The sequence below is a fragment of the Paenibacillus sp. N3/727 genome (genome assembly GCF_022637315.1).
GTDB lineage: Bacteria > Bacillota > Bacilli > Paenibacillales > Paenibacillaceae > Paenibacillus_AQ > Paenibacillus_AQ uliginis.
In genome coordinates, this window is record NZ_CP093336.1 from 3,257,029 (window position 1) to 3,269,083 (window position 12,055).

The 12,055-nt window shown below is 41.8% G+C and carries 7 protein-coding genes and 1 pseudogene; 1 reads left to right on the forward strand and 7 read right to left on the reverse strand.

Annotated features, from left to right (window positions below; all coding sequences use genetic code 11):
• Positions 1 to 47: 47 nt before the first annotated feature.
• Positions 48 to 726 (reverse strand): annotated as a pseudogene (locus MNQ98_RS14855) (AraC family transcriptional regulator).
• A gap of 279 nt (positions 727 to 1,005) precedes the next feature.
• Between MNQ98_RS14855 and MNQ98_RS14860 the strand changes: the two are divergent.
• On the forward strand, positions 1,006 to 1,857 hold the full coding sequence (locus tag MNQ98_RS14860; RefSeq protein ID WP_241928953.1) for an aldo/keto reductase: 852 nt from the start codon (positions 1,006 to 1,008) through the stop codon (positions 1,855 to 1,857).
• A gap of 355 nt (positions 1,858 to 2,212) precedes the next feature.
• On the opposite strand, the gene MNQ98_RS14865 is transcribed toward MNQ98_RS14860, so the two are convergent.
• The 6 genes from MNQ98_RS14865 to MNQ98_RS14890 all read right to left on the reverse strand — a co-directional run bounded on the left by MNQ98_RS14865 (position 2,213) and on the right by MNQ98_RS14890 (position 11,958).
• On the reverse strand, positions 2,213 to 3,286 hold the full coding sequence (locus MNQ98_RS14865; protein WP_241928954.1) for a phosphotransferase enzyme family protein: 1,074 nt from the start codon (positions 3,284 to 3,286) through the stop codon (positions 2,213 to 2,215).
• A 520-nt stretch (positions 3,287 to 3,806) separates the two neighbouring features.
• On the reverse strand, positions 3,807 to 6,227 hold the full coding sequence (gene helD, locus MNQ98_RS14870) for an RNA polymerase recycling motor HelD (RefSeq protein ID WP_241928955.1): 2,421 nt from the start codon (positions 6,225 to 6,227) through the stop codon (positions 3,807 to 3,809).
• A 120-nt stretch (positions 6,228 to 6,347) separates the two neighbouring features.
• Positions 6,348 to 7,253 carry a hypothetical protein gene (locus MNQ98_RS14875; RefSeq protein WP_241928956.1) on the reverse strand — a complete coding sequence of 302 codons (906 nt, stop codon included), beginning with the start codon at positions 7,251 to 7,253 and terminating at the stop codon, positions 6,348 to 6,350.
• 82 nt (positions 7,254 to 7,335) lie between these two features.
• Complete coding sequence (locus MNQ98_RS14880; protein ID WP_241928957.1) at positions 7,336 to 7,938, reverse strand: class I SAM-dependent methyltransferase; 603 nt, start codon at positions 7,936 to 7,938, stop codon at positions 7,336 to 7,338.
• Positions 7,939 to 8,102: 164 nt separating this feature from the next.
• On the reverse strand, positions 8,103 to 10,697 hold the full coding sequence (gene ppsA / locus MNQ98_RS14885) for a phosphoenolpyruvate synthase (RefSeq protein WP_241928958.1): 2,595 nt from the start codon (positions 10,695 to 10,697) through the stop codon (positions 8,103 to 8,105).
• 412 nt (positions 10,698 to 11,109) lie between these two features.
• Positions 11,110 to 11,958, reverse strand: coding sequence for a stalk domain-containing protein (locus MNQ98_RS14890; protein ID WP_241933932.1), 849 nt, complete (start codon positions 11,956 to 11,958; stop codon positions 11,110 to 11,112).
• Between the last annotated feature and the right edge of the window lie 97 nt (positions 11,959 to 12,055).

Here is a 12,055-nt window from a genome sequence, read left to right on the forward strand (position 1 = left end):
CCAGCTAGAGCGATCGGTTGCTTTTTCATTTACTGACTGAATTGCATTTATGCTTTTAGACGCTTTATATCTTGTTTAGGCGGAAAGCCAAACATTCTGGAGTACTCACGGCTGAACTGGGAAGTACTTTCATAGCCTACTCGATATGCAACATCAGAGGCATCTGCAGACTCGGTTAATAATAGTCGCCAGGCTTCCTGAAGTCTCATTTGTTTTTGAAACTGAATAGGACTCATAGCTGTTACTTCTTTAAAGTGCCGATGAAAGGACGATATACTCATATTCGCTATTCTGCAAGGTCTTCGATCCGAAAAGAATGATTGTAATTGTTCATGATATGTCCAATAACACCTCTGATTTGGTGGATTGAACTCTCTTCTACTATAAGTCCCTTTAAAACATTCCCATACTGACCTTGCAGCACCCTATAAAGAATTTCCTTAGTAAACAGTGGAGCAAGCACAGGAATATCTTTAGGATTATCTAACAAACGAGCTAATCGGCAGGACTGTACCTAAAGTGATCCTGCGCTAGCCATACCTCCTTTGCCCCTTGTACTACCATACAAAAGGAGGGTTTGTATACTCCGTGGTTTGGTCTGGTCGCATTCGACCGATGCATGAAAAATAAGGACGGTATAGCAGTTTTGTGAACTCCGTCCTTTTCTGAATAACGTTCAATGATATAAACGAGCTCATTCTGCAGATTTGTGATTATTCCAGACATTTGATCCTCCTTATTCCGTCATTATTTGTAGTCCGATTATAGCCCATTTTCGTTTGTTTCTTAAGTGGTACTGAGAGGATTAGGCAAACATTTGAGACAAATGGGATAACGGTCCCTTTGTCATTTGGTACAAAATAATGATGAGTAAGGAGGATAGAATATATTGCTGGGAGGCAACACTTTGAAAGTTAAAATCAAGAATCATTAACAGCTTTTTGATCGCACGTCATAGTTCTTGATCTCAGGTAACAATTAATTGCAAAAAGAGGAGGATTTTAAATGCAAAAGGTCATTTTAAACAATGGTGTAGAGATGCCAATACTTGGATTCGGTGTTTTTCAGATTACAGATCAAAATGAATGTGAACAAAGCGTTTATGATGCTATCATGGCAGGTTATCGCTTAATTGATACTGCTGCTTCTTATCTCAATGAAGAAGCTGTTGGCAGAGCAATTAAACGGAGTGGTGTAGCTAGAGAGGAATTATTTATCACTACAAAGCTTTGGGTTCAGGATACTGGTTATGAGCACACAAAGAAAGCATTTGAAAAGTCCCTAGAAAGATTGCAACTTGAATATCTGGATTTATTTTTAATTCATCAGCCATTTGGCGATGTGTATGGCTCTTGGCGAGCTATGGAGGAATTGTACCGGGAAGGAAAAGTTCGTGCAATAGGCGTTAGTAACTTTCAAGAGGATCGTCTAATCGATTTGATTATTCATAATGAAGTGGTTCCTTCTATTAACCAGGTTGAAACGCACCCTTTCAATCAGCAAATCGAAAGTTCAAAATTGATGAAAGAGAACAATGTTCAGATTCAATCTTGGGCGCCTTTCGCTGAAGGAAAAAATAACTTGTTCCAAAACGAGGTATTGGTATCCATAGCTGAAAAGTATAATAAATCCGTTGCTCAGGTGGCATTGCGTTGGTTGACACAAAGAGAAGTCGTTGTGATTCCAAAGTCTATTCGCATTGAAAGAATTACCGAAAACTTCAATATCTTTGATTTCGAATTAAGAAAAGAGGATATGGAGTCGATTACTACGTTAGATACGAAACAGAGCCTGTTCTTTTCACATCGTGATCCAGAAATAGTGAAATGGATCGGTACTCGTAAACTTGATATCTGACAAATTTCGAAAGACCACCAGCAGGTTCTATTTTTACAAAAAAACTTTAATATTAAATTTTAAATTAAGGAGCAGATGCACTTGGTAATCTGCTCCTTATTCGTTGGCAGAATCCTTGTTATTAATTTAACTATCCTGATTGTTAGCTTATTGGGCTCCGAAGTCGAGTATAATTAGACAATCATCTAATCGGCTATGATTACAGGTTCTTGTCCATTTCGGCTAACGATGTAAGTTCTTGTTCTCCGACATTTATTTGGTGTCATACACTATAAAACACCAATTTTTAATCAAAAAAAAACACAGCCGGCCCCAATGAGCCGGCTGTTCGCAATTTGTAATCCCCACAAAAAGATTAAATATTTCGTTCCTCATACTCAAAGGGTTCTTCACAAGAGTAAATTTCATGGAAAAAGCCCTTATACGGGATATCATCTTCCAAACATTTTATGAGATACGACAGATCCTTGTCACACTGCGGTTCCTCACCGGTGCTCTGTATCACCTCGAATGCATCAACGATATTTTCCATGGTCGTTACTTGCATAAATAAGGGCAATTTTTCTAGCATTGAATCTTCGATCTTGGTCTCAGATCTGTATCCCTCGAGGGCAGTTTTAAAATAATCATCCATAAACTTTTTGCGTTTACCGGCATCTGGTTCAAATTGTATCCAGCCCACTCCGTTTCTCCAGAGACTGGCCAAGTCAAACATATACCAACAGTAACATGAATTATCGAAATCATATACCGTTATTTGCCCGGTATCAAAATCGATCGAATAATTTCCGTCGTTGTAATCAAAATGGATCATACCGAACGTCTCCTGATTCCTGTCCAAATCTTTTAAGGTATCAAGGAGCCCTAGCATCTTCTCCTTAAGCAGAGATAAGGAGTCGGGTATCAGTTTATCGATGTATTCGGCATTGAATTTATCAAAAAAACTATACCGGCGATGGACTGGAGTATACTCTTTCGATATTTGGTGCAGTTTCCCCAGAACTTTACCGCAATTATAATAATATTCAGTAATTGGAGCCCCTTCCCGGTACCGATAATTATTTTCTACTAGCATTTTTCCCTTAGCCTTTTCAAACAGGCAGACAAAAAAGGTGTGGTTATTGTGAGTTATCTCTTCCAGCAGTTTCCCCTTCCGGGAGATGACTACATCCGAGACACTTCCGCCATGCTCAAATAAATACCTGATATACTCAACTTCGGCCAGAAAATCTTCCCGGCTCCTGTCAGGTAAGAAAGAGATTCTGAGTATTTTTGAATTACTCCCCTCTATCTCACAGGTATATACGACATTCCGCCCTCCTTCATGTGGCGGAATCAGCTGGATTTCATAGCCTTCTAATCCATACAACTCTGTTACTAATGGAAGTAAATATGCATCACCGATTTTAACAACCTCGTTACAAGTCATAACATCTCTCCCTTAGCTACTAACGTAGTTAAAAATACTTCTCCTCATTTCTTTATTTTCCATTCCTCTTAAAAGACAAAGTTCCGATTACCCTATTATCGATTAAATGTCTTCCCATAAGGCATCACTCCTCCCAATTCTAATACCACAATTATCCACCGGATTGGAATAATTTTCAAAGCAAAGTTGGGTTCATTCATGTATAAACTTTTCAAATTCACTTTTCAGCCAATGCTGATTCTCTTCACCCTTCACATTCACCGGCGGGTACTTAAAACAAAAAAAGCCGCAGTTTACGCGGCTTTCAAAATCTATATGTTCTTGTCGTCGGACAACGCTTCTGTGTGTCACAATTCAGGAACAAATCGATCTGTTCTTCGATGGACGCCGACACGCGGAAATAGGAGTCGTCGTGGGATTTTTGCTATCAACCGGCCTTGATGACGGGCTACAGGATGGCGCCGAAGATTTGCTGAATCATGAGTAGCAGCATATCGCGGCCAACGTCACCTCCGACCCGTCAATATGTTACTTTCTCGTACAAATTCGCAGGCAATGCCTGCATGAACGGCGACAGATCGCCCGTCGTGTAAAGATGAAGCCGGTGCATGGCCCGCGTACACGCCGTATAAAGAAGCTTGCGTTCGTTTTCCCGGCTGTAAGCTTGAGGTGATGCCTCATAATAAATCAGAACTGCATCGAACTCAATACCCTTGGCAAGATATACGGGAATAACCATCGCTCCTTTCTCAAAGGTGACCGTCTCCTTCGTAATGAGCTGCAATGCTTCGCTTCCTTGAATTCGTAATGATTCAAAGGCCACGCGGCTTTCGGCTGCGGTCTTCGTAATGACAGCGATGGAAGCGAAACCCTCAGCCCTGAGCGAGGCGATGTCTTCCAGTATTTGTGCATCACGCTTCTTTACACTGTTCGAACTAATCAGTAGAGGCTTGTTGCCTCTTCTGTCAAATGGAACGATCTCGTCCCCGCCGGGAAGCAGCGATTTCGTAAATTCCACAATCTCTCTGGTTGAACGATAGCTGCGGACGAGGCGGATGAGGTTTGTATCGGTTTCGCCAAAAAGCCGGATCAGCGGAGAATCGGATGCTTCTAGGTTTGTGGCCTGCATGAAGATCGCTTGCCCGAAATCGCCAAGTACCGTCATACGAGCACGTGGAAACAATTTTTTTAAATATTCATATTGAAACGCCGAGTAATCTTGGCCTTCGTCGACGAAGACATGCCGGATCTCCTTGTTTGTTCGGACGCCTTCGACCAGTTCTTTTACAAACAAATAAGGAGTCGCATCCTCGTAGAACAATTCGTTCCGGCTAAGCATATCCTTGGTTTCTCTACAGATTTCAGACCAATGTGGGGGAATGACGATCTCATTTGTTTTCTCCCGATACGAGGTTTCGTCACTGAATAATTGGTCATATATACCTTTGATATCAACAAACGAAAATTTCCTCACGCTTTTCCTTAGCGGCTTAAAGCCTTTTTTCACGATTGATCGAAGGATCAGTTCCTCCTCCCGCTGGGCGAAGTCAACGTCGCCTTCGTCTCCCCGACGCTTGTTATTCATTCGATCGCGAGCCACAGCGTATTGCTCCGAAAGGTCGATTAGTTCCTTCTCTTTGTGCAGCATGTCGAAAACCTCAGCGTACTGATCGTTATCAAGATAATTTAACTCCTCCTGAACCCAGAACGCTTTCCGTTCCTCGCGTTCGAGAGAAGCCAGTTCATGGAGCAGCCATTCCTGCAAGAGAGCGACACGACTGAACAACGGAAGGGAACTGTCGAAATGATACATTTTCGCGCTCATTCGCTCCGCAGTAATCAAAACGCGATCTCGAAACCATATGTCTTTAAACAGCATACCTTCCCGCCCTAACCACTTCCCGTAGTTCTGCAGGGCTTTCAGAAAAGCTTCGGAGGTTTTATACGCGATCCCCTGAAGGCGAGCCTCATATCCCGACTCCCCCTGTGCTGTCAGAGTGTATTCGATCTGATCGAAAGGATCCTCTGGCCGCAATGAGGAACCGAGCCAATAATCAAGATATTCCTGAAACGTCGTCTGCTGCATATTCTCTTCACCGAGTTCTGGAAGGACGGTGGAGATATAACTACTAAACATCGAATTGGGCGAGAAAAGCACAATCTGATCGGCCTTGATCGTCTGGCGGTGTTTGTAAAGTAAATACGCCACACGCTGCAAGGCCGCGGAAGTTTTCCCGCTGCCAGCCGCTCCCTGAACAATAAGCATCCGGCTGTTGTCGTCCCGAATGATGGCGTTCTGCTCCTTCTGGATGGTTGCCACGATACTCTTCATTTGCGAGTCCGCGTCCTTGCCGAGCACTTGCTGTAGCAATTCGTCTCCAATCGTTTCGCTCGCGTCGAACATGGTGCGGATATGTCCGTTCTGAATCTGATACTGCCGTTTGAGCGTCATCGTCCCTTCGATTCGACCTACCGGCGTGTCATAAGAGGCCGGGCCCGGAGGATAGTCGTAGTATAGGCTCGCGATGGGGGAACGCCAGTCATAGATCAGAAAATTCAGTCCGTCATCATCAACGAAGGAAGATACCCCGATATAGACCTGCTCGGTTGCGTTCAAGCCATCCTCCTGAAAGTCAACGCGCCCAAAATAGGGTGATGGGAGTAACCGTTTCATGCCATTCCATTGATGCACCAACCGGTTGTGGCTGCGCTCTCGTTCAGCCAACATCGCGGATTGCTGCTGAACTGAGTAAAAGGTCTCTTCGAAATCTTCGTTCGTGCTCGTGTTGATTGTCACTTCTTCCCAAAACCGCTTTCGGATGTCCGCCGCCTGATCGTACAGCCCGGTAACCTCCGGCTCCAAATCCGCGATTCTTGTCTGCAGTTTGCTCCTGACCTGTTCAAGCCGTTCCTTTTCCAGCTGCCAATCCTTCTCTTCCATATCTCCCTAAACACACTCCTTTTTCTAATTTTTGGGATAATTACTTTCTGAAGATCACGCCATCCGGGTGGGCAGCTCAATTGCTCGCACCGTTCCTTTGGTAAACCACCGAGAGGCGTTCTATCTAAGATCAAGATTGCTAAACCAGAATGTTACGGCTTCATCATCCAAGCCATATTTACCTTCCCACCAAGCCAACGGATAACCCATTTCTTTCTTATAAAAGTGACTTGGCAGCTCTTGATCCAATTCATAGGTTTCGCGAATTCGTTTGTTTACGCTTGGATTCAAAATGTCGCTGATGCCTAGAATGCGCAATACAATTTGTCTATACGCCTTATTTCCCATTAAAAATGACTTTGTTACTTTTTCCAATTCCGATGGTTGCGTTTCGTCAGGTAAATTTTGAATCGCTTTCAGTGTATTCACCAGTATGGCGGTTTCGGTTTCAGAAGTAGATATCCTTTCAGTATTGGAGAAGTCGAGTAAGTCAACATAAGCGTACACCGGGTCTTGATGAGACATAATGCCTGACCGGAACAACCTGTCGAAAACTCTTTCATTATAGTTAATGACTATTTTGCTCGGGTTGAAATGTTCGTTCTTTTCTTCATAGCTCAAATAAGTATCTACAGAATTGTCATCGATTGATAAATAATATGAATAGCTCCCCAGGACTGAGATATAGGCCGGATTCTGCGTGGCGATCCCTTTTATAAAAGCGTTGCTTACTTGTTCCTTTTCCAGTCCATTTATGAGGGCCTCGATCCTATCGAAAAGTTTTTGCACGGTTATTTCCTCATTCTGCCTCAATAATCCTTTTGCTCTGCCATATTCGAATTCGGCATCCGGAATTTTATTATCACCGCCGCTGGAAGCAACCCAGCCAAATAATTCGTCATCATAATCCCAAATCGAATTAAAAAGAATATTCAAAGCTTTAAAATCCAAGCTTAAACCATCGGCTAGTTTTTTGATTTTGTTTTGCGCTCGTTTAGACGCGTTTCTTTCCCAGAATGTTTTCATCGCTTTATGAATTCCACCTTTTTTTGATATACCTATCTCAATAGTCTCAAATCTACTAACGGGATAATTTCCGCCTAAAAGTTTACTTTTGAGAATCAAGAATAAACATAGATGCATCATGTCCCATAAATATTTTACTTCCCGTATAAAAAGTTTCGGATTGAATATTCCTGTACCCTATTTTAGTCATAATGTCAGTCAGCTCTGCTTGATTAAATCCGTTATGAACGAGATCCGAAACTATTTTTTCATTTTTATTAAAATCTACGATTAGTAAATGTCCTCCTTCGTTCAGAACATCAAATAACCTTGATAAAACGAATTCAACATCATTAATATGGAGTAGAACCTGAGCCATAAAAATATAGTCAGCATGTAAATCCGATAGACCTTCCTTTTCAAAATCAAAACATAATGTATCTACATTCTGAATATTACAATCAGAAATTTTTTGCTTTATTTGATTAATCATGTTTTGTGAAGTATCCAGAAAAAGCATAGAATTAAAATCGTTTAACAAGTTCATTCCGACAAGACCAGTTCCACACCCAAAATCAATAGCATTCTTACTATTAGCGTCAACTAAATATTCACGAATGGCATCAGATGATACCTTTGCAATTTGAATTCTTTCAGAAGTGTCATATATATTAGCTATCATTTCAAACTTATCCGTATTTCCCATTATTACCTCCCCAAAGTTGTCCAATGCTTTATTCTCGTTCGTCGGGACCATGTATGCGTCCAGGTAGATAAAAAGACGAACAGGGTAACCGCCCTTTTATCCATGACAGGTTGCATTTAATGCCGTCCATTATGACTAAGGCTCTTACTTGACGTATTCATCCATTACAATATTTCTATATACCCTTCTGTTCCATGCACGCGAATTCGTTGCCCGTCTTTTATCAGATTGGTAGCATTTTCTACCCCGACAACTGCTGGCAATCCATATTCACGCGCAATAACTGCTCCATGGGTCATAAGTCCGCCAACTTCGGTGACTAGACCTTTTATGGATACAAATAATGGTGTCCAGCCAGGGTCAGTAAAGGAGGTGACTAATATATCTCCATCTTCCAGATCAGCATCTTCCATGTTTAAAATGACGCGTGCTCGTCCCTCTATCACTCCGGAAGAAACAGGTAGACCTACAATTGCTTCGGCTGGGAGATCTTCTCGTTTGTACGACCCAACAATGATTTCACCATCAGACGTGATCACACGCGGCGGAGTTAGTTTTTCATAGAATTTGTACTCGTCTTTTCGTTTGCCAACGATCTGATCATCAAGTTTGTTTGTGCGTACGACTTCGTGAAGTTCTTCAAAAGTGAGATAGTACATATCTTCTTTGTCATGAATAACGCCGAATTGCACGAGTCGCTCGGCTTCTTTCAGTAAAGCCTGCTTATAAACGAAGTAGCGGCTAACATAACCGTATTTGGGATACTCTCTATACCCAATGAAATTCCGGATGAGGTCGATCATTCGTTTGGTTTCTTTAGCCTTTTGTTCACCATCCGGTAATTGCTTCAATCGATCTATTAACTCTTGTTCTTTTTCCAAAGCTTCTTGGCGCCCTTGCTCAAATTTTCGATTGCCGGCATTAGGCTCAAAGTTTTTGATGTTGCCAAGAATCAACGGGACAAGAGTGATTGGTTTTTCGTTCCATCGAGTTCTCGTAATATCGATTTCACCGGCACATCGCATTCCGTATTTGTTGAGATAAGCATAGATAGCGTCTTGAGTTTCCTGTCCACCATCAAACTTAACCAGTTCATCCAAAAAATTATCATCTTTTACATGTTGTAAATAATCAATTACTTCCGGATAAGGACGAATCACATCTGCGACATCCAATAGCGCCAGACCCATTTCCGAAGTAATGTTGTTTGGTACAGATTGAGAAAGCGTATCTGCTGCGTTTTTTTCACCTAACCATTCGTACATTTTTTCATTGATCCATGACGAAGCATTCATAGCAGTCATAAAAACCTTTGAACTTTGTGGGTCAAATAAGATCTTCTTTAATTGTTGGAGATCTTCCAGAATAAAATCAAATAAATCTGCTCCTGATTTCGCTTGGATGTTTTGTTTTAACTCTTCTATCGATGTTTGACTATGCTTAATCAAATCAGAAACGATTGTCGGATCGTTCTCGAATTGTGCCAGCATATCTGTATTACTTCTGCCCAGAATCGGTGCTGTTTGATCATTTGGTAACAATTTAATAAAATCTCGCTCTATTATGGTCATGAGTGCGCCTTTGATGAGCGGATCGGATCCCACGGTATTTAATAAAGTTTCCCGGCCGACAGGTGTAGCCAGCCTAGGTGCAACATCAACAAACAACCTCCCACCGGCTTTACGCATAGGTGCAGAAGTAATTAACAGGTAAAAAGACAATCCCAATGGTTTTATGGGATCTGTCATCATTTGTTGATGACCAACAGATAAATAAACGTGATTTTCCTGATCATTCGCTTCAGGGATGGGGTATAAAGTAGTGATCGGTCGACTCTGGACAATATATAATGTATCATCAGCCAAACACCATTCGATGTCTTGTGGGTAACCAAAATAAGCTTCGATCTGTCTTCCGATGCGTGCCAGCTGTAAAATTTGTTGCTCAGTGAGTGTTTGAGACATCTGGTGATCAGGATCGATCTGCTTTATCTCTGTTCCGCCTTCTTTCCGTCCATAGATAGCCAATTTTTTGGTTGCTATCATCTTATCGACGATTTCCTCTTCCTGTACTTTATAACAATCGGCAGATACCAAGCCAGAGACCAGTGCTTCTCCAAGTCCAAAACTGGCATCGATTGATAGCAGCTTTCGGTTAGAAGTAATCGGATCAGCGGTAAATAAAATCCCCGAAGCCTGAGGGAAAACCATCCTTTGAACGATAACGGATAAATAAACTTGACTGTGGTCGAATCCATTCTGCATACGGTAGATTACCGCGCGATCCGTAAACAGGGAAGCCCAACATTTGCTGATATGCTGCATTATTGCTTCTTTGCCAATGATATTTAAATAGGTGTCTTGTTGACCAGCAAAAGAGGCATGCGGTAGATCTTCAGCTGTCGCACTAGAACGCACAGCATAAGCATATTCCTCGCCAAACTGGGAGAGATAGTGAGTAACTGCTTTCTCAACATCGGAAGGAATTTTTACTTCCATAATGATTTGTCGGATCTTCCTGCTGATTTCACCAATTTGATCTCGATCTTCTACTTTTAGCATGGTTAGTCGATCCAATAAAGTATGATACGTTTCGTTTTGTTCGATGGCCTTTTGATATCCCACTGTTGTAACACAAAATCCTTCTGGTACTTGTATTCCTTCTATTTTTGATAATTCCCCTAAATTTAACCCTTTTCCGCCAACGAGCAAAAGCTGCGTTTTTTCGATTTCCTGAAAGCCGAGAACCAACGAACTCATTCAACATCGCTCCTAACCATTAAATTGAGAAAAAAACATTTGACAAGGGATCACCGGCATGGTAATCTTAAAATATAGGATGCAATAACTTTGTCTGTTTATATTTAGGGTGCGCGATCTGATTATATCATCGCGTCTGTTTATATGCAATATTAAAGAACCTGATAAAACTACCCAGGTTCTTTTTTTGATTTCCGCTATCATTAGTGGCATCACAACTCTGCTACCGATAAACGCCGACCGTCACGATAACAAAAAGCAGCCGATCAGAATGGCCGGCTGCCCTCTTTTATTTCAGTTCAGCGCGATTGATCTTCAATCTCTTCCTTCATGAGTCATCAGTCCACCAATTTCGGTTACTGGGCTTGTTTAATCCTTTCCCAATAAATCATTGGGGATGACACATTCATAGTTACCGCGCAATAATATCAAGTACATTACCGCTTCCATCATCAATAATACGTATATTTTTGTTATCAATGAGTTGAATGGTGCCGTCCGACTTTAAGATTTCATGCTGCTCCATTAATCCTTGAGCTACGGATTTGCGAATCAGTCCTTGATTCTTGAATACTAACGCATACAGATCATAGTCTCCAGTCTTTCGATTAGAATGTTCAATGGTTACAATAAGTAGATTCTTGGGAGTCCACTTGAAGTTTAAGGTGAGATCATGAGTATTTACAGTAATGTCCTTTATGCCTAGCGGAATCGAATTCTTTTGTCCCGTATAAGGATTTGTAATCTCAAGATCTCCTTTTGCTGCGCGAATCATATAGCTGTATCCCATCATGCTGCCATAAAAAGTATCAGTATAATTATTGAGTCCCGTCACGGTTACCTTCCCGGTCTTCGTGTCCCGATTGGCCACTTCCCCGTCCAAAGCAGTTGCGAGGAATCTAATCGGCACATAAAGGTGACTAATATACCGCACAAGCTCTCTGCCCATATTCACTTCTCGCCCATTTACTTCGGCGATTCTGCTTCCCATGTTTACAACAATCCGCTTCTGATCCCTCCACAGAACTGCCATATTGTCATTTTCCATCCCCCAAAGCAGACCTGCCTTGCTACCCAGCGAGAATAAGCTTCCGTAAGTCACTCCGTCCTTATGAAGCGTCTCAATATGAGTGGTACGACCGTCTTCCCATTGCATTTCCAGCTCGACGTACTTGGAAGCCGCATCAGATTTTTGAGCTCCCAGCGGTAAAAGTACTGACATCATACATATATCGGCAACTGCATTTTTCCAATTCTTCATTTTCACGGTGAACATCACCCACTTATTGTAAATTCCAATGCTACAATAGTAACGCTTATATCTTAAAAAAAGTTGCTGACACAATAGAATCTATCAC

What these genes read in the sequence shown, in the direction of transcription:
- MNQ98_RS14860 (WP_241928953.1), top strand. Translation starts at nt 1,006, where the DNA reads ATGCAAAAGGTCATTTTAAACAATGGTGTAGAGATGCCAATACTTGGA.
- MNQ98_RS14865 (WP_241928954.1), bottom strand. Translation starts at nt 3,286, where the DNA reads ATGACTTGTAACGAGGTTGTTAAAATCGGTGATGCATATTTACTTCCA.
- helD (WP_241928955.1), bottom strand. Translation starts at nt 6,227, where the DNA reads ATGGAAGAGAAGGATTGGCAGCTGGAAAAGGAACGGCTTGAACAGGTC.
- MNQ98_RS14875 (WP_241928956.1), bottom strand. Translation starts at nt 7,253, where the DNA reads ATGAAAACATTCTGGGAAAGAAACGCGTCTAAACGAGCGCAAAACAAA.
- MNQ98_RS14880 (WP_241928957.1), bottom strand. Translation starts at nt 7,938, where the DNA reads ATGGGAAATACGGATAAGTTTGAAATGATAGCTAATATATATGACACT.
- ppsA (WP_241928958.1), bottom strand. Translation starts at nt 10,697, where the DNA reads ATGAGTTCGTTGGTTCTCGGCTTTCAGGAAATCGAAAAAACGCAGCTT.
- MNQ98_RS14890 (WP_241933932.1), bottom strand. Translation starts at nt 11,958, where the DNA reads ATGAAGAATTGGAAAAATGCAGTTGCCGATATATGTATGATGTCAGTA.